This is a genomic window from Pseudomonas sp. TREG-RG-20F-10-E-6-01, from assembly GCF_022662455.1.
Lineage (GTDB): Bacteria > Pseudomonadota > Gammaproteobacteria > Pseudomonadales > Pseudomonadaceae > Aquipseudomonas.
In genome coordinates, this window is record NZ_JAKNQP010000008.1 from 197,082 (window position 1) to 214,791 (window position 17,710).

At 60.4% G+C, this 17,710-nt stretch carries 13 protein-coding genes; 3 read left to right on the forward strand and 10 right to left on the reverse strand.

Translation table 11 applies throughout. The features are described 5' to 3' along the window. Positions 1–12: 12 nt before the first annotated feature. Both pstS and L8K08_RS22565 read right to left on the reverse strand, forming a co-directional pair. Positions 13–1,029 (reverse strand): phosphate ABC transporter substrate-binding protein PstS, encoded by a 1,017-nt coding sequence (pstS, locus tag L8K08_RS22560; RefSeq protein ID WP_242199977.1) that lies wholly within the window; start codon positions 1,027–1,029, stop codon positions 13–15. Positions 1,030–1,336: 307 nt separating this feature from the next. Continuing rightward, positions 1,337–3,334 carry a PAS domain-containing protein gene (locus L8K08_RS22565; RefSeq protein WP_242199978.1) on the reverse strand — a complete coding sequence of 666 codons (1,998 nt, stop codon included), beginning with the start codon at positions 3,332–3,334 and terminating at the stop codon, positions 1,337–1,339. 415 nt (positions 3,335–3,749) lie between these two features. Here L8K08_RS22565 and L8K08_RS22570 point away from each other — a divergent pair, with 415 nt between their 5' ends. From L8K08_RS22570 to nadA, 3 genes are all read left to right on the forward strand, one after another. Further along, on the forward strand, positions 3,750–5,036 hold the full coding sequence (locus L8K08_RS22570) for an outer membrane protein transport protein (protein WP_242199979.1): 1,287 nt from the start codon (positions 3,750–3,752) through the stop codon (positions 5,034–5,036). 129 nt (positions 5,037–5,165) lie between these two features. Then, positions 5,166–6,743, forward strand: a complete 1,578-nt coding sequence (locus tag L8K08_RS22575) for a lactate dehydrogenase (protein ID WP_242199981.1) — start codon at positions 5,166–5,168, stop codon at positions 6,741–6,743. A 234-nt stretch (positions 6,744–6,977) separates the two neighbouring features. After that, entirely contained in the window at positions 6,978–8,036 is a 1,059-nt protein-coding gene (gene nadA, locus L8K08_RS22580; protein ID WP_242199984.1) for a quinolinate synthase NadA, read from the forward strand. Positions 8,037–8,168: 132 nt separating this feature from the next. Here the strand turns inward: nadA and L8K08_RS22585 are convergent, their stop codons facing one another. The 8 genes from L8K08_RS22585 to L8K08_RS22620 all read right to left on the reverse strand — a co-directional run bounded on the left by L8K08_RS22585 (position 8,169) and on the right by L8K08_RS22620 (position 17,704). Further along, positions 8,169–8,657, reverse strand: coding sequence for an RDD family protein (locus tag L8K08_RS22585; protein ID WP_145165341.1), 489 nt, complete (start codon positions 8,655–8,657; stop codon positions 8,169–8,171). Positions 8,658–8,751: 94 nt separating this feature from the next. Continuing rightward, positions 8,752–8,964 carry a cold-shock protein gene (locus L8K08_RS22590; RefSeq protein ID WP_003220045.1) on the reverse strand — a complete coding sequence of 71 codons (213 nt, stop codon included), beginning with the start codon at positions 8,962–8,964 and terminating at the stop codon, positions 8,752–8,754. Between the two features lie 389 nt (positions 8,965–9,353). Continuing rightward, on the reverse strand, positions 9,354–10,478 hold the full coding sequence (gene gcvT, locus L8K08_RS22595) for a glycine cleavage system aminomethyltransferase GcvT (RefSeq protein WP_242199988.1): 1,125 nt from the start codon (positions 10,476–10,478) through the stop codon (positions 9,354–9,356). Positions 10,479–10,517: 39 nt separating this feature from the next. Further along, complete coding sequence (locus tag L8K08_RS22600) at positions 10,518–11,894, reverse strand: L-serine ammonia-lyase (protein WP_242199989.1); 1,377 nt, start codon at positions 11,892–11,894, stop codon at positions 10,518–10,520. Positions 11,895–12,009: 115 nt separating this feature from the next. Continuing rightward, positions 12,010–14,850, reverse strand: coding sequence for an aminomethyl-transferring glycine dehydrogenase (gcvP, locus tag L8K08_RS22605; RefSeq protein WP_242199992.1), 2,841 nt, complete (start codon positions 14,848–14,850; stop codon positions 12,010–12,012). A 10-nt stretch (positions 14,851–14,860) separates the two neighbouring features. After that, positions 14,861–15,244, reverse strand: coding sequence for a glycine cleavage system protein GcvH (gene gcvH, locus L8K08_RS22610; protein ID WP_145165334.1), 384 nt, complete (start codon positions 15,242–15,244; stop codon positions 14,861–14,863). A 404-nt stretch (positions 15,245–15,648) separates the two neighbouring features. Continuing rightward, positions 15,649–17,157, reverse strand: a complete 1,509-nt coding sequence (locus L8K08_RS22615) for a sigma-54-dependent transcriptional regulator (RefSeq protein ID WP_106578402.1) — start codon at positions 17,155–17,157, stop codon at positions 15,649–15,651. 184 nt (positions 17,158–17,341) lie between these two features. After that, on the reverse strand, positions 17,342–17,704 hold the full coding sequence (locus tag L8K08_RS22620; RefSeq protein WP_145165330.1) for a DUF5064 family protein: 363 nt from the start codon (positions 17,702–17,704) through the stop codon (positions 17,342–17,344). Between the last annotated feature and the right edge of the window lie 6 nt (positions 17,705–17,710).

Consider the following 17,710-nt stretch of genomic DNA (forward strand, 5'->3'; position numbering starts at 1 on the left):
TTGTAGGGCGAATCAGTTGGCGAAGTCAGACTTCCAGTAACCTTCGATGCGCGACACCAGGGAGTCCGGCAGGGCTACGTAGTCCAGCGCTGCTGCCTGTTGCTGGCCTTTTTCCAGCGACCATTTGAAGAAGCTGAACGCCGCCTGGCTTTGCTCGGCATTCTTGGGCTGCTTGTACATGATGATCCAGGTGGTCGCCGTGATCGGCCACGCGCCTTCGCCTGGGGCGTTGGTCATGATCAGGTTAAAGTCCTTGGCGTTGGCCCAGTCGGCGGTGTCCGCGGCTGCCTGGAACGCTTTGGCGTCAGGTTTGACGAATTTGCCCGACGCATTCTTCAACTGGGTGTAGGTCATCTTGTTCTGCAGGGCGTAGGCGTATTCCACAAAGCCGATAGAGTTCTTGATCTGCTTCACGTAGGCCGAAACGCCTTCGTTGCCTTTGCCGCCCACACCCACCGGCCACGGCACAGTGGTGCCGAAACCGATCTTGGTTTTCCAGCTGTCGCTGACTTTGGCCAGGTAGTTGGTGAAGTTGTACGAGGTGCCCGAACCGTCGGAGCGGTGCACCACGGTGATGTTTGCCACCGGCAGGTTCAAGCCCGGGTTGAGCGCGGCGATGGCCGGATCGTTCCAGGCCTTGATGTCACCAAGGAAGATCTTCGCCAGTACGTCGCCGTCGAGCTTCAACTGGCCCGGCGCAATACCTTCCACGTTCATCACCGGCACGATGCCGCCGATCACGCTGGGGAACTGGCCCAGGCCGCCGGCCTTGAGCTCATCGGCGGACAGCGGGGCGTCGGAGGCGCCGAAGTCCACGGTGGCGGCCTTGATTTGGGCAATACCGCCGCCGGAGCCGATCGACTGGTAGTTGATGCGGTTGTTGGAGTTCTTGCTGTAGTCCTGCGACCACTTCGACAGCACCGGGTAGACGAAGCTGGAACCTGCACCGGTAACGTCAGTGGCGTGGGCCACGCCGCTCAGGCACAGGGCGGCGAACAGAACAGACAGACTTTTTTTAGTCGGCAACATCACGACAACACCTCAAGGGAAGGGTTAAGTGGGATAGGTCCACCTGTCTAAGACGTGACGATTTAATTCCTGAGATATGTCTGTTTAATGACGGTTTGGCTTTATGAAGAAACATTTAGAAATGTTTGCGCCGGTGAACGCGGGCTTGCCCTCGTCCAGCTTCAATATCGGGGTGTCGGCACGGGTTAAGGGTTGGTTTTGCGGGTTTTGGTTGCAGTGCCGGGGGGCGGGATGGTTTTTGATTGTTGCAAAGGAACTGCTTAATCGAAGTGTTTAGAGACGGGGCCGGTGCGGCCCCGTCTCAGGCTTAGCTTTGTGCGGTGAGGTTCAGGCGACTCTTGACGACTTTTTGCAAGAGCACGGCCAATGCTTCGGTGGAGTAGGGCTTTTGCAACAGCACAAAACGCTGGGCCTCTTCCTTGGCGATACGTGCGAATTCGTCGTTGTAACCCGTGGTGAGCACCACCGGCAGCCACGGGTAGAGGGCTTCGAGCGCATCGAGCAATTCCAGTCCGCTCATGCCCGGCATGGAAATGTCGGAGAACACCACCTGGAAGCTTTCCGGGTTCGGCGCAAGGGCCTCGAGCGCACTGTTGGCGTCCGCGACCCAAAGCACTTTGAAACCCATCTGTTCCAGGGTCTGCGAGGTGTAGAGGCCGACGTCGGGATTGTCCTCAACCATCAGCACGCACAGGTCCGAGGCGATGGTTACGTCGTGACTGTCCTGGATGACGGGCATCAAACCGGCTTCGACCTTGGGCAGGTACAACATAAACTGGCTGCCTTTGCCGCACTCGCTTCGCACCAGGATTTCACCGCCCGACTGCTTGGCAAAGCCATACACCTGCGACAAGCCCAGCCCGGTGCCCTGGCCAATGGCCTTGGTGGTGTAGAAGGGTTCGAAGATCGCGTCGAGCTTCTCCGGAGCAATGCCCGATCCGGTGTCGCTCAACTCAATTGTCACGTACTCGGCGACTCGCACCGGGTGGGCACGCACTGAAGGCAGCCACGTAGCGGTTGCCACCCTGATCGCCAATTGGCCATTGCCGGCCATGGCATCCCGGGCATTGACCACCATATTCACGAGTGCAGTGTCGAATTGGCTTTCATCGGCGTTGATAAAGCAGGGTTCCTGCGGCACCTCGATGGTGACCTTGACGCGTGAGCCGGTCAGGCTGTCCATCATTTCACCCACGCGCAATACGCTGTCGCCGACGTTGAAAACCTCCGGACGCAGCGCCTGGCGGCGCGCGAAGGTCAGCAGTTGGGCGGTCAGGCGCGCGGCGCGGTCCACGGTGCTGGCGATGGCTTCCACGTACTTGATGCGCCGCACTTCGCTCAAAGAAGGCGTCTTGAGCAAGTCAGCGCAAGACTTGATCACCGTCAGCAGGTTATTGAAATCGTGTGCGACGCCACCGGTGAGTTGGCCGATTGCTTCAAGCTTCTGCGACTGACGCAGGGCGTCTTCCGACAGACGCAGGGCTTCCTTGGCTTCTTCTTCGGCCTGGATATCCCGGCCCACCGCGTGGATGTAGTCGCTGTCGGGCACGGCGGTCCAGGCGATCATGCGGTAGCTGCCGTCCTGGTGACGGTAGCGGTTCTTGAAATTGGGAAAATTCTTGCCGTCCCCCAGGCGGCTGACCGCCGAGGAGGAGACCGCGAGGTCTTCCGGGTGCACCAAGTCCAGCAGCTGGCTGCCCACCAAGTCGTGTTCGGTGTGGCCGAGCATGCGTGTCCAGGCCGGGTTCACCGCGGAGATGACGCCGTCGAGCTGGGCGACCAGCATCAGGTCCGGCGACAGGCGCCAGATACGATCGCGATCGCGGGTGCGCTCCATCACCCTTTGCTCAAGGGATTCGTTGAGTGTGCGCAGGGACTCTTCGGCTTCACGCAGGGCAGTGATATCACGCGAGACACAGAGGATCTGTTCCGGCCGGCCGTCACGGTCGAGGATCGGGCTGACCTGCACATGCCACCATTTCAGGTTGCCGGCCAGCGTCTCGGCGGGGCCGATGAAACTTGCGCTTTCACCGTTTTTGGCGGCCTGTACGGCAGCCTTGGCATCCGCGTTTCCCTTGTCCTGCCAGAAGTCGGGCCAGGGGCAGCCGCGAATCGCGTTGAAGTCACTGACTTCCATGATTTTCATGCCGCCTTCGCTCATGAAGGTGAGGCGGGCGTCGAGGTCCAGAACCTTGATGCAATCGTTGATGCTGGCCAGAACGCGCTCGGTGAACGCTTCGCTTCTGCCCAAGCCGGTGGCGGCCAGCTCGCTTGGCTCTGAGCCGATCCCGACAGTGGTATTCATTTGAGTTTGGCCGAGTGGGAGTAAATGGGCCGTATCATGTCATTACGATACCTATCTCACCAGCGACTTCCTCCCGTACGGTGCTGACTTTGCTCTGGCAAAGCATTGGTGTTGACGTTTAGGCGGTGGATACTCGCGACACGTTGGCCAGACACACTCGATGCAATCGCAGGCAACCAGCGCGCACGTTGGATTGGGTTGAGCTTACGAGGGCGGGCTGCCCTGGCGTTACGGGCAGTTAAAACCAGGCGGTCACGATCAGGTTAAAAGGTCATAAAAAGACGCCGAAAAACGGGCAAAGTCTTTGAAAACTCTAGAATTGTCCGACAATCGTGTGCATGAAAAACTCTTCATAAACCCTCGGCTCGAACGTTGGTAGTTTTCCCGGCGCTGACCAATAATTCGAGTCCTAATAATGAATAACAAAACTCTTAAAAGCGCTTTGGCGCTTTGCGTTTCGCTTGCCTCTACACAGCTGCTCGCCGGTGGCTTCGCCCTCAATGAACAAAGCATCAGTTCAATGGGCACAGGCTACGCCGGGCGTTCTTCCTCGGCCGACGACGCCAGCACGGTGTTCGGCAACCCGGCCGGCATGTCGCGCCTCAAGCACAATGAAGTCAGCATCGGGGCGACCTATCTGGATGCCAAAACCAATATCAAGGACGCCAGCTCCAGCCAGGGCGGCGTCGATAACCCTGGCACCAACAAGGGCGACATGGTCCCCGGCATTGCCGTGCCGATGGGTTACCTGGTTACGCCGATCGATGAACACTGGGCGTTTGGCCTGGGCATCTACGCACCGTTTGGCCTGGTGACCGACTATGAGCACAGCTTCCAGGGCAATGGTTTTGGGAATAAGAGCAAGATTGAAGTCCTCACCGTGCAGCCGACCGTCAGCTACGCGTTCAACGACAAGGTGTCGATAGGTTTCGGCCCGACCTTCAACAAAATCAGCGGCGAGCTTGACTCCAAGGTACCGGCGTTCGGGCTGGGTACGGAAACGGCCAAGATCAAGGGCGACGACACCGCGATGGGCTTTAACGCCGGTATCCTGGTGCAGGCGCTGGACAGTACCCGCGTCGGCCTCACCTACCATTCGCAAGTGGTGTATCACTTGAGTGGTCATACCGACGCCTCGGGCGTGCTCTCCGACCTGTTGGACGGCGGGGCACAGAAGTACGACGCCAAGCTGAATGTCACCACGCCGTCTTCCGTGGACCTTTCCGTTACTCACCAGCTGACCGATGCCTTGACCCTTTACGTGGGCAGCACCTACACCCGCTGGAGCCAGCTGAAGAAGATCACGGTGAACAATTCCGGCGTGTCCGAACTGACGGCTGAGCTGGCAGGCCTGGGTTCCATCACCGAGCAGGAGCACTGGCACGACACGTGGTCCCATGCGATCGGCCTGTCGTATCAGCTCAACAAACAACTGGTGCTGCGCACCGGCTTCTCGGTGGACCAGACGCCGACCAACAACACCGACCGTTCCGTACGGATTCCTACGGGCGACCGTACCGTGTTCAGCCTGGGTGCCGGCTGGACGCCGGTGGATAACCTGACGTTTGACGTGGCCTATTCCTACCTGAAGGAAGAGCCGATCAAGATTCGCGACAACAACCCTCAGTTGGCGCTGACCTACGACGCCAAATATGAAAACAGCGCCAATGGTTTCGGGGGCTCGGTGACTTACCGCTTCTGACGTGCGCCATACCGCAAAGAGCCAGTTTTTTGGCATGGCTCTTTGCCTTCCATTTAGGTATCAGTGCTATTAATCCCGGCGCGTCTTGGTTAGATTGAACGCTACTCAGCTTTTAAGACACGGACTGTCATGACCACGCTAACGCCTGTTATAGCGACCAATCCCCTCATTGTTCGGGCTGCGACCAGCACGCCGCCGGCCACCTCGGCGAACACCCTCGATGTCTCACCAGCGCGGCCTTCTTCAGTGGTCAGCCTTGGCAATCCGGCAGCCGATGTCGTCGATACTTACTCTCGAAACGGTTTGTTGCCCGGCCAGGAAAGCGTGCGGACCTGGGAAAACAACAGCGATGATTCGATCACCTGGGTCATCAACGCCAACTTCCACTCGGTCACTACGGCCAGCCGCTACAGTGGCCTGGGCGCTGCGTTAGTGGACCAATTCACCAAAGGTGGCGGTGCCGCTATTTCCCAGTCGCTGCTCAACACCACAGCTGACCGCGCTGGCGACACCGATGCAATCAAGGCGGACCAGACGCTGCTGCACAGCAAGGCCGACAACCAGGTCAGCCTCAGCATCAAGACTGCCAGCGGCAAGACCGTCACGTTCAGCCTGTCCAACCAGAAAGATGGTCTGGGCGTGCAGGCCACCGTAGAAGGCGGGGAGTTGACCGCCGATGAACTCAAGGCCGTCGGCCAGTTGGGCAGCGCATTCCAGGCCTCGGTCGACGGGCTGACCGCCGTGCCGCCGAAACTCGACTTGAGCAGGCTGACTCAGTTCGACGCCAAGCTGCTGTCGTCGGTGGACCTCAATGCCAAGGTGAAGGACTCGAACGGTGAGGACATTACCCTGGCCTTTCATGCCGACAGCGAGAGCCGTACCACGCGCATGAGTGGCCCGGCGGGTCAGATTGACCTCACGGTGGACCTGAGAAACGCGGCGATCCTCGGCAATGCCAAGCAGCAGGCCAAGGCGCTGCAAACCTACCTAGCGCAGTTCGACCGCGTCGAGCGGCGCGGCAGTGCCAACGCGGACCTGATGGCCATGTTCAAGGACGCGTTCAGCGCCATGAACAGCAACTATCCGCCCGGGGCTGGCACTGCAAACCCGCTGACGAATAACCCGACCGACAAAGGCTTGCTGACGGGCCTGGCTGACTTCAAGGCCTCGATCAAGCAGGCGGCGGGCGCGCCCAATTCGATGCGTCGGTCGGAAGTTGGGGGCTTTTCCTACAGCGTGTCGCAGAAGACCCAGGTCAATGGCCGCAGCACGGGCGACCGCAGCGTCACCCAGAACCAGCAATCGCTGCTGTCGGCCAGCTTCCATAAAGGCCTCGACGGTGGCAAACCGCCGGTTTTTGACGGCTCTCGCGAATCGCAGAATTACCTGTATGTGCAAGTGCAGGACAAGGCCAGCAGCACCGCAAACTTCGCCTATAAAGATGGCCGACTGACAAATGCGTCCGTTACCCAATCGGCTTCCCAGAACACCCACACGCAGAAGTACGTGATGGGCAACCGGGTGCAAGACAGCGTGGTGCCGAAGGAAGCCTCAACCAAGCGCGACTACCTAGCGCTGCTTGAGCACGCCGCCCAGCAGAGCAAAAAGTCCAAGGATGCCCTGGAGCAGTCAACCTTGAAGGATGCCTTGGCCAACATGCATGACTCGATCCTGTTGCAGAACGATCCGGATGTACTGATGCGCTGACGTTCGGCGTGATCAAAGCGGGAAGGCCCAGTGATGCGCCTTCCCGTTTTTTTGCCCGATGAGCGTGCCTGTGCAGGCCAGATTAGGCTTTTGAATCCATTCGATATTCTGTAGCCTTGCGCAGCTTCACCCGTGCTTGATGAACACAATCACTTCGTCCGGCGGCGCCCGAAAGGCTCCAAAGCCGGTGGTACACTCGACTTTCGCGCAACTGCGCCTGCAGGTCTTGCGAACATGACGCAAATTTCCGAACGCCTACTGGTTCAAGCTCACCTCGACGCCAAGCAGCCCAAGGCGCTCAGCGCCGAAGAAGAGGCAAGCCTGCGTGCCGCCATCGCCGCCGAGCTCAAGGCTCAGGACGCGGTGCTGGTCGCCCACTTCTACTGCGACCCGGTGATTCAGGCCCTGGCCGAAGAAACCGGCGGCTGTGTCTCCGACTCCCTGGAAATGGCCCGCTTCGGCGCAGCCCACCCGGCCAAGACCGTACTGGTCGCCGGTGTGCGTTTCATGGGCGAGACCGCCAAAATCCTTACGCCCGAAAAACGCATCCTCATGCCCACCCTGGAAGCCACCTGCTCCCTGGACCTTGGCTGCCCGGTGGAGGAATTTTCGGCGTTCTGCGATCAGCATCCCGAGCGCACGGTGGTGGTGTATGCCAACACGTCGGCGGCGGTCAAGGCGCGGGCCGATTGGGTCGTTACCTCAAGCTGCGCACTGGAAATCGTCGAAAGCCTGATGGACAACGGCGAGACGATTATCTGGGGGCCGGACAAGCACCTGGGCACCTACATTCAGCGCCAGACCGGCGCAGACATGTTGCTGTGGGATGGCGCGTGCATCGTCCACGAAGAGTTCAAGTCCAAGCAGCTCGAGGACATGAAGGCGCTGTACCCGGATGCTGCGATTCTGGTGCATCCGGAGTCGGCGACGTCGGTGATTGAATTGGCGGACGCCGTGGGTTCCACCAGCCAATTGATCGCAGCGGCCCAGCGCCTGCCGAACAAGACGTTTATCGTCGCCACCGACCGCGGCATTTTCTACAAGATGCAGCAGCTGTGCCCGGACAAGGTCTTCATCGAGGCACCGACTGCCGGCAACGGCGCGGCCTGCCGCAGTTGCGCGCATTGCCCGTGGATGGCGATGAATACACTGGAGCGCACGCTGCAGTGCCTGCGTGAGGGCAGCAACGAGATCTTCGTCGAGCCGTCGGTGATTCCGCAGGCGGTAAGGCCGCTCAAGCGCATGCTCGATTTCACCCAGGCGGCGCGCCTGAAACTGGCTGGCAACGCTTAATTTAATTGTAAACACGGTTAAAAATGTGGGAGCTGGCTTGCCTGCGATAGCATCACCCTGGTCTGCCTGATAGACCGAGGTGCCTGCATCGCAGGCAAGCCAGCTCCCACAGTTGTTTTGTGTCGTTTGGAATTACTTCTTCTGCTTCGGGACACGCACCAGCTGCGTATCCGAATAGATGTCATGCCAGCTGCGTTTTTGCTTATCAAACAGCGACCAGATAAACCCCAGCCCTACGCACAACCACGACGCAATCGACACCACAAACCGCAACAGCGCCTGCCACAGGCTGATCCGCGAGCCGTCGGCGTTCTGCACGCGCACGCCCCACACCTGCATGCCCAGGGTCTGGCCGGAATAGGTCCAGAACTTGGCGAAAAAACCAAATAACACAAAGAACAGAATCGTCGACAGCAACGGGTCACCGTCCAGTGCGCCAGACTCGGTGAGCGCGCGCATCTTCGCCTCACCGATAAAGGCCATCCACACCAGCTTGTAGATGAACGCCGTGACGATCAGCAAGGCAGTGCACAGGAGAAAGTCATAAAACATCGCTGCCAGGCGACGGCCCAGGCCAACGGCGGGAAACTCGCCTTGGGGGCTCAGCAGGGGTTTGGACATGGCAGTCTCTCTAGAGAAAAAAGCCATTTTACGAGCAAACGCACATAAAAAAGCCCCTGATGTCACCATCAGGGGCTTTTTGTCGCAGCAAGGATCAGCCTTCTGCTTGTACTTCGTCAGCCTGCATGCCTTTCTGGCCTTGCACGGCGATGAACGTCACTTTCTGGCCTTCTTTGAGGCTCTTGAAGCCGTTGCCCTGAATAGCGCGGAAGTGCACGAACAGATCCGGACCGCTTTCTGGAGTGATAAAACCAAACCCTTTCTCGTCGTTAAACCACTTGACGGTACCGCTCTGACGATCAGCCATTTTCTTATTTCCTTGACGCAAAAAATTAATGACAGCCCCTTTCACATGAAAGAGTACTGGGCTGAGTTGCAGGAAAGTAAGAGACGTCGAACGGGTTGTAGCAAACTTTGGCTACTGCCCAGGTCCAGGTTCAAAGCGACCCATGCAAACACAGTGGGCAAACTCTACGCCAACTAATAGAGAAAAAACAAGCCCCGCCAAAAGCCCAGCGTTTGCTCGGCTTCATGACTGTTTGATGATTAATGTGGATCCCACTTATTCGATAGAGTTGATCACTTGTTATAGGTTGTTGGCTATTACATTGACTATCGTCAGTGCACTGTTTTATGGCGGTTGCGTTACAGTTTAGTGCACGTTAACGCAACCGCGTTACTTATAGGAACAGTCAATCAGCCACGGAAGTAACGTTGTGGCACAAATGGCATTTTACTTACACGTAATGGCACCTTTTTCCCACGTACCAACGCAGACACTTCGGTGTCCAGAGCGATGAATGTGCTGTCCAGGTAACCCATGGCAAGCGGGCCGCCCAACGTCGGGCCAAAGCCGCCGCTGCACACGCTGCCGATCACGGTGCCCTGCGCATCGACGATCTCTGCACCTTCACGCACCGGGGTACGTTCCTGTGGCAGCAGGCCGACACGCTTGCGGCTCACACCGGCTTGTTGCTGGGTGAAAATCCGGTCGGCGCCGGGGAAGCCACCGGCGCGCGCGCCATCGGCACGGCGAGCCTTGGAGATAGCCCACAACAGGCTGGCCTCAATCGGCGTGGTGTCGGTGTTCATGTCGTGGCCGTACAGGCACAGGCCGGCTTCCAGGCGCAGCGAGTCACGGGCGCCCAGGCCGATGGCCTGCACTTCGGCCTCGGCCAGCAGGCTGCGCGCCAGGCTCTCGGCGTTGGCGGCGGGCACGGAGATTTCAAACCCGTCTTCGCCGGTGTAGCCGGAGCGGCTGACATAGCAGTCCACGCCCAGCAGGCGCAGGGTGGCGAACTGCATGAACGTCATCTTGGTCACTTCCGGCGCCAGGCGCGCCAGCACCTTCACCGCCGCCGGGCCTTGCAGGGCCAGCAGGGCGCGTTCTTCAAACAGCGGCTCGATCGTGCACTGCTCGCCAATGTGTTGGCGCAGGTGCGCCAGATCCTGGTCCTTGCAGGCGGCGTTGACCACCAGGAACAGTTCGTCGTTACCCAGGTTGGCCACCATCAGGTCGTCGAGAATGCCGCCTTGATCGTTGGTGAACATCGCGTAGCGCTGCATGCCCACCGGCAGGTCGATGATGTCGACCGGTACCAGGGTTTCCAGGGCCTTGGCAGCGTTCGCGCCGGTCAGGCGGATCTGGCCCATGTGCGACACGTCAAACAACCCGGCCTGTTCACGGGTGTGCAGGTGTTCCTTCATCACGCCCAGCGGGTATTGCACCGGCATGTCGTAGCCGGCGAAGGGCACCATGCGCGCGCCCAGCTCAAGGTGCAGCGCATGCAGTGGAGTTTTCAACAGGGTTTGGGTGGACATATTCAGCTCCTGAAAAACGTGCGGACGCGCCGTTAGGCGTCAGCACTCGATAATGTTGACCGCCAAACCGCCACGGGCGGTTTCCTTGTATTTGCTTTTCATGTCGGCGCCGGTCTGGCGCATGGTGCGGATGACTTTATCCAGCGAGACGAAATGCTGCCCGTCACCGCGCAAGGCCATGCGCACCGCATTGATCGCCTTGACCGAGCCCATCGCATTGCGCTCGATGCAAGGCACCTGCACCAACCCGCCAATCGGGTCGCAGGTCAGGCCGAGGTTGTGTTCCATGCCGATCTCGGCGGCGTTCTCCACTTGGGACACGCTGCCGCCCAGCACTTCACACAGTGCCCCGGCTGCCATCGAACAGGCCACGCCGACCTCGCCCTGGCAGCCGACTTCGGCGCCCGAGATCGAGGCGTTTTCCTTGTAAAAAATCCCGATGGCGGCGGCGGTGAGCAAAAAGCGCACCACGCCGTCTTCATTGGCGCCGGGGATAAAGCGCATGTAGTAATGCAAAACCGCCGGCACAATCCCGGCCGCGCCGTTGGTGGGCGCCGTGACCACGCGGCCGCCGTTGGCGTTTTCTTCGTTGACCGCCAGCGCGTACAGGTTGACCCAGTCGAGCACCGACAACGGGTCGCGCAGCGCCGACTCGGGGTTCTTGCACAGCTGGCGATGCAACGCGGCCGCGCGGCGCTTGACCTTCAAGCCGCCGGGCAAGATGCCTTCATTGCGACAACCGGCATCCACACAGTCCTGCATGACCTGCCAGATGTTCAGCAAGCCGGCGCGGGTTTCCGCTTCCGGGCGCCAGGCACTTTCATTGGTCAGCATCACCTGGCTGATCGACAGCCCATAGGTGGCGCAATGCCCAAGCAAGTCCTTGGCATGCTTGAAAGGGAAGGTCAGCGGCGTGGTGTCTTCGACAATCCGGTCGGCGCCGGCCGCGTCTTCGTCCACCACAAACCCGCCACCGACCGAGTAGTACTCGCGGCTGCGGATCTGGATGCCGGCGGCGTCGAAGGCACGGAAAATCATGCCGTTGGGATGGTAGGCCAGCGGTTTGCGAATCATCGCCAGGTGTTCTTTCTCGTTGAACGCAATGCTGTGTTCGCCGAGCAGGTTCAAGCGGCCGTCGCTGCGCATCTGCGCCAGGCGTGCAGCCACGGTTTCAGTGTTCACGGTGTCCGGGTGTTCGCCTTCCAGGCCCAGCAACACGGCCTTGTCGCTGCCGTGGCCTTTGCCGGTGGCGCCGAGGGAGCCATAGAGTTCCACCTTGATGCCGATGGTGGCGCTCAACAGGTTGTCGCGCTTGAGGCCTTCGACAAAGCGGGCGGCGGCGCGCATCGGGCCAACGGTGTGGGAACTGGAGGGGCCGATGCCAATCTTGAACAGGTCGAACACGCTAAGGGACATGGTTGTTCTCCGGTTTCTTATTATTTTCTGGATGTACTCGGCCTGACTGTGGAAGAGATCCATGTGGGAGCAGGCAAGCCAGCTCCCACACTTGACCCTGTTCCGTCAGTCAGGGTTACGCGTAGCTCTCAATCGACGGGCACGCACACACCAGATTGCGGTCGCCAAACACGTTGTCGACCCGGCCAACCGGCGGCCAGTACTTGCCTTCGATCAACGACGCAACCGGGTACACCGCCTGCTCACGGCTGTACGGGTGGGTCCATTCGCCGACGATTTCAGCGGCCGTGTGCGGCGCGTTTTTCAGTGGGTTGTCGTCCTTGTCCAGCGTGCCGTTTTCCACCGCGCGGATTTCTTCGCGGATGGCAATCATCGCGTCACAGAAGCGGTCCAGTTCTTCCTTGGATTCACTTTCGGTCGGCTCGATCATCAGCGTGCCCGCTACCGGGAACGACATGGTCGGTGCATGGAAACCAAAATCGATCAGGCGCTTGGCCACGTCGTCCACGCTGATGCCGCTGCTGTCTTTCAATGGGCGCAGGTCCAGGATGCACTCGTGCGCCACCAAGCCATTGCTGCCGGTGTAGAGCACCGGGTAGTGCTCTTCAAGACGACGGGAAATGTAGTTGGCATTCAGGATCGCCAGCTGCGAAGCGCGTTTGAGGCCCGCGCCGCCCATCATGCTGATGTACATCCAGGTGATCGGCAGGATGCTCGCGCTGCCAAATGGCGCCGCGCACACCGCGCCTTCCTTGCGTTCCATGGCCGCGTGGCCAGGCAGGAATGGCGTGAGGTGCGATTTGACGCCAATCGGGCCAACGCCCGGGCCGCCACCGCCGTGCGGGATGCAGAAGGTTTTGTGCAGGTTCAGGTGAGACACGTCGCCACCGAACTTGCCCGGTGCGCACAGGCCCACCATCGCGTTCATGTTGGCGCCGTCGATGTACACCTGGCCGCCGTTGTCGTGAATGATGCCGCAGATTTCGCGGATGCCTTCTTCGAACACGCCGTGGGTGGACGGGTAGGTGATCATCAGCGCCGCGAGGTGCTCGCGGTGCTCGATGGCCTTGGCGCGCAGGTCTTCGATGTCGACGTTGCCGCGTGCATCGCAGGCGGTCACGACCACGCGCATACCGGCCATGTTGGCGGTCGCGGGGTTGGTGCCGTGGGCCGACGACGGGATCAGGCAGATGTCGCGGCGCTCTTCGCCACGGCTCTGGTGATAGGCACGAATGGCCAAGAGGCCAGCGTATTCACCTTGGGAACCGGCGTTCGGCTGCAGCGAGATGGCGTCGTAACCTGTGGCCGCGCAGAGCATGGCTTCCAGCTCGGACGTCAGTTGCAGGTAGCCAGCGCTTTGCTCGGCCGGCGCGAATGGGTGCAGGGCACCGAACTCGGCCCAGGTCACCGGGATCATTTCGCTGGCGGCGTTGAGCTTCATGGTGCACGAGCCCAGCGGGATCATGGTGCGGTCCAGCGCCAGGTCCTTGTCGGCCAGCTTGCGCAGGTAGCGCATCAGCTCGGTTTCGGAGTGGTAGCGATTGAACACCGGGTGGCTGAGGATCGGCGATTGGCGCAGCAGGGCGGCCGGCAGGGTGCCTTGGACGTTGGCGTCGAATTCCGGCAGGGCTTTGCCGTCAGCGAAGATCGACCACAAGGCTTCGATATCCGCTTGGGTAGTGGTTTCGTCGACCGACAGGCCCAGACGCTCAGCATCCACCACACGCAGGTTGATGCGCTGGGCGCGCGCCTTGTCGTGCAGGGCCGCGGTGTTGGCGCCGGTGTTCAGGGTCAGGGTGTCGAAGAAGTGTGTTTGCTCAACCTTCAGGCCCAGCGCGCTCAGGCCTTTGGCCAGGATCGCGGTCAGGTGATGAATGCGGTTGGCGATCTGGGTCAGGCCTTTGGGGCCGTGGTACACGGCGTACATGCTGGCGATGTTGGCCAGCAGCACTTGGGCGGTACAGATGTTGCTGGTGGCCTTCTCGCGGCGGATATGTTGCTCGCGGGTCTGCATGGCCAGGCGCAGGGCCGGCTTGCCGAAACGGTCGACGGACACACCGACCAGACGGCCCGGCATGTCGCGCTTGAACGCGTCCTTGGTAGAGAAATACGCCGCGTGCGGGCCACCAAAGCCCAGCGGCACGCCGAAGCGTTGTGCGCTGCCGATGGCCACGTCGGCGCCGAACTCGCCCGGAGGCGTCAGCAAGGTCAGGGCCAGCAGGTCGGCGGCGACCGCGACCAACGCATTGGCGGCGTGGAAACGCTCGGTCAGTTCGCGGTAATCAAACACGTCACCGTTGCTGGCCGGGTATTGCAGCAGGGCGCCGAAGAATGCGCTGACGTCGGTCAGTTCACGCTCGTCGCCGACCACCACGTCGATACCCAGCGGCTCGGCACGGGTGCGCAGCACGTCGAGGGTTTGCGGGTGGCTGTGGATCGAGGCGAAGAAGGCGTTGCTGCTTTTGTTCTTGCTCAGGCGCTTGCAGAAGGTCATGGCTTCGGCGGCGGCGGTGGCTTCGTCGAGCAAGGACGCGTTGGCGATCGGCAGGCCGGTGAGGTCGCTGATCAGGGTCTGGAAGTTCAGCAGCGCTTCGAGGCGGCCTTGAGAAATCTCGGGTTGGTACGGGGTGTAGGCGGTGTACCAGGCCGGGTTTTCCAGCAAGTTGCGCAGGATCGGCGACGGCGTGTGGCAGTTGTAGTAGCCCTGGCCGATGTAGGTCTTGAACAGTTGGTTCTGGCTGGCGATGGCCTTGATCTTGGCCAGGGCCTGGGCTTCGCTCAGGCCGTCTTCCAGGCCGAGCACGCTGGTGCCCTTGATGCTTTCCGGGATCACGCTGGCGCTCAGGGCTTCGAGCGAGTCAAAGCCCAGCTTCGCGAGCATTTGCTGCTCGTCTTCCTGGCGTGGGCCGATATGACGGGCGATGAATTCGTTGGCGGTGCTGAGATTGATCGTCATGGCGCGCTCCTCAGGCTTGGGCGTTGGCTTTGATCAGGCGGTCGTACGCATCCTGATCCAACAGCTTAGCCACTGCGTCGGCATCGGCGGGTTTGAAGCGGAAGAACCAGCCTTCGCCCATCGGGTCTTCGTTGACCAGTTCCGGGCTGTCGCTGAGTTTGTCGTTTACGTCGAGGACTTCGCCGTCCAGCGGCATGTACACGCCGCTCGCTGCCTTGACCGACTCAACGGTGGAGGCTTCTGCGCCCTTGGCGTAGGCCTGCAACTCCGGCAGTTGCACGAAAACCACATCACCCAGCGCGTTCTGCGCGAAAGCGGTGATGCCCACGGTGACGCTGCCATCGGCTTCGGCGCGCAGCCATTCGTGATCTTCAGTGAAACGCAACTCGCTCATGGAAACTCCTCAGGGCCAGATTCGTCTGGTGGACGGGATTGGAATAATGAGGAGTTACTTAGCAATATCGCGGCCAATGTTATTAAGTCGTTATAAATCAATGGGTTAATAAAATCGGCGAGGAAATGGAAAGATTTGCCTGTAGCGATTTCGCTACAGCTGGGCCGGTGAAAAAAAGCCTATGTGGATCAAAGCCTTGCATGGCGCGCAAAAAACAGGGTTGTAGCGATATCGTTACGCTGTAGCGCTTTCAGTACAGCGAGTGTCGCATCCAGACCAGATTTGGAGTGCAATCCCTGTGGGAGCTGGCTTGCCTGCGATGCAGGCAACTCGGTCTGTCAGTTGAACCGAGGCGATGCTATCGCAGGCAAGCCAGCTCCCACATTTGAACCGCGTTTATTCAGTCAGGGTTTGTTTGGGATGCCGTACTTGCGCAGGCGATGGGCAATCGCGGTGTGCGAAGTCTGCAGGCGGCTGGCCAGTTGGCGGGTCGAGGGGTAACTGGCGTAGAGCTTTTCCAGCAGGCTGCGCTCGAAGTCTTCCACTGCCTGTTCCAGGCTGTCGACTTCTCCGTCGCTTTGGCGCGCCACCGAAGTGCCGGCGATGTCCAGGTCGCCGATGTCCACCAAACTGCTTTCGCAAATCGCGGCGGCGCGGAAGATCACGTTTTGCAGCTGCCGCACGTTGCCCGGCCAGCGGTTGCCCAACAGCGCCGGATAGGTGCCTGGCGCCAGGCGGCACACCGGGCGCTGGATCTGCGCGCAGGCCTGCTGCATGAAGTAGCGGGCGAGCAGCAAGATGTCCTGACCGCGCTCGCGCAACGGCGGCACTTCGACATTGAGCACATTGAGGCGGTAGAACAGGTCTTCACGAAAGGTGCCTTCGCTGACCATCTTTTCCAGGTCGCGGTGGGTGGCGCTGAGGATGCGCACATTGACCTTTACTTCGCGGTCGCCGCCAACGCGCCGGAAGCTGCCGTCGTTGAGAAAACGCAGCAGCTTGGCCTGCAAATACGGTGACATCTCGCCGATTTCATCCAGAAAAACCGTGCCTTGGTTGGCCAGTTCCATCAGCCCCGGCTTACCGCCGCGCTGCGCGCCGGTAAAGGCGCCGGGGGCGTAGCCGAACAGTTCACTCTCGGCGAGGTTTTCCGGCAGCGCCGCGCAGTTCAAGGCCAGAAACGGCGCACTGTGGCGCGCGCTGATGGCGTGGCAGGCCCGCGCGACCAGCTCTTTGCCGGTGCCGGTTTCGCCTTGGATCAACAGCGGCGCATCAAGTGCGGCGACGCGCTGCGCACGCGCCTTGAGGGTGCGGATCACTGGTGATTCGCCCAACAACGCATCAAAACCTTCGGCATGGTCATGGTGCAGCGCCGACAGTTGTTCGCCGATGCGGTTGGGCTGGTACAGCGTCAGCAGGGCGCCGGCGTCGGTGATCGGCGTGGCGTCCAGCAAAAAGGTCTGGCCGTTGACGCTGATTTCGCGCAGCGGCAGGCGAAAGCCGTGTTCCAGCAAGGTCTCCAACAGCGCCGCGTCGTTGAACAGCTCGCTGATGCTTTCCCCCGCCGGCTCGCGGCCGTACAGGGCGATCAGCGCCGGGTTGGCCAGCAGGATCTTGCCGGCACTGTCCAGCGCCAGCACCGGGTCGGTCATGGCGGCCAGCAGGGCGTCGAGTTGCAGGTGGCGGCGTTGGCCGGGGAGGATGTCCACCACCGTGACCGCCTGTACGCCGTGCACGCTGAACAGTGCGTCGCGCAGTTCTTCGAGCACCTCGGCGCTCAGTGTCGGCGCGTCGATGTAGACGTTGGGCGGCACCATCTCCACCGCATCCAGGTTGAGATTGCGCCCACCGAGCAGGGCCAGGACTTCCTGGGTAATGCCGACGCGGTCGATGAAGCTGACGTGGATACGCATGGGGCGGTTTTTGGTTCTGGAGTGCGGGAGGTGGCAAGTATGCCTTGGAGCGGATGGAGATCAAAATGTGGGAGCGGGCTTGGTCGCGAATGCGGTGTGTCAGTCTCTTGATTTATTGACTGAAAGACCGCATTCGCGAGCAAGCCCGCTCCCACACTGATGGTGTTGTGTCAGTGCAAACTTGTTATTCCAGGTGCTCGGGCTTGATCGGATCGCCCGCCTTCACATCCAACTGATGCCGTACATCCTCAAACATCAAGTCGTACTGCTTGTGCATTTGGCCGTTAAGCGTCGCAATCTTCGGCATGCCATATTTCTGCGCGATGTTCATCGCATGCCGCGCGAAATCAAAGGCCTGGTCCTTGGGCAAAAAGAATTCCTCCTTGAGGTCCTTGCCCTGCACCGAACCGTGCAGCTTGAAGAGCATTCCCTTGCCTTCCTTTGGGTCCTGGCTGACCTCGTAGTCGATGCACAGGTTGTAGCTGTAGTCATCCTTGTTGAGCGCGTGACGTTCGACGTGCAGGTGACCGGGTTCAAAGGTGGCCATAGGCGT

Excerpts from the sequence above, each read along its gene's own strand:
- pstS (WP_242199977.1), bottom strand. The coding sequence starts at position 1,029 with ATGTTGCCGACTAAAAAAAGTCTGTCTGTTCTGTTCGCCGCCCTGTGC.
- L8K08_RS22565 (WP_242199978.1), bottom strand. The coding sequence starts at position 3,334 with ATGAATACCACTGTCGGGATCGGCTCAGAGCCAAGCGAGCTGGCCGCC.
- L8K08_RS22570 (WP_242199979.1), top strand. The coding sequence starts at position 3,750 with ATGAATAACAAAACTCTTAAAAGCGCTTTGGCGCTTTGCGTTTCGCTT.
- L8K08_RS22575 (WP_242199981.1), top strand. The coding sequence starts at position 5,166 with ATGACCACGCTAACGCCTGTTATAGCGACCAATCCCCTCATTGTTCGG.
- nadA (WP_242199984.1), top strand. The coding sequence starts at position 6,978 with ATGACGCAAATTTCCGAACGCCTACTGGTTCAAGCTCACCTCGACGCC.
- L8K08_RS22585 (WP_145165341.1), bottom strand. The coding sequence starts at position 8,657 with ATGTCCAAACCCCTGCTGAGCCCCCAAGGCGAGTTTCCCGCCGTTGGC.
- L8K08_RS22590 (WP_003220045.1), bottom strand. The coding sequence starts at position 8,964 with ATGGCTGATCGTCAGAGCGGTACCGTCAAGTGGTTTAACGACGAGAAA.
- gcvT (WP_242199988.1), bottom strand. The coding sequence starts at position 10,478 with ATGTCCACCCAAACCCTGTTGAAAACTCCACTGCATGCGCTGCACCTT.
- L8K08_RS22600 (WP_242199989.1), bottom strand. The coding sequence starts at position 11,894 with ATGTCCCTTAGCGTGTTCGACCTGTTCAAGATTGGCATCGGCCCCTCC.
- gcvP (WP_242199992.1), bottom strand. The coding sequence starts at position 14,850 with ATGACGATCAATCTCAGCACCGCCAACGAATTCATCGCCCGTCATATC.
- gcvH (WP_145165334.1), bottom strand. The coding sequence starts at position 15,244 with ATGAGCGAGTTGCGTTTCACTGAAGATCACGAATGGCTGCGCGCCGAA.
- L8K08_RS22615 (WP_106578402.1), bottom strand. The coding sequence starts at position 17,157 with ATGCGTATCCACGTCAGCTTCATCGACCGCGTCGGCATTACCCAGGAA.
- L8K08_RS22620 (WP_145165330.1), bottom strand. The coding sequence starts at position 17,704 with ATGGCCACCTTTGAACCCGGTCACCTGCACGTCGAACGTCACGCGCTC.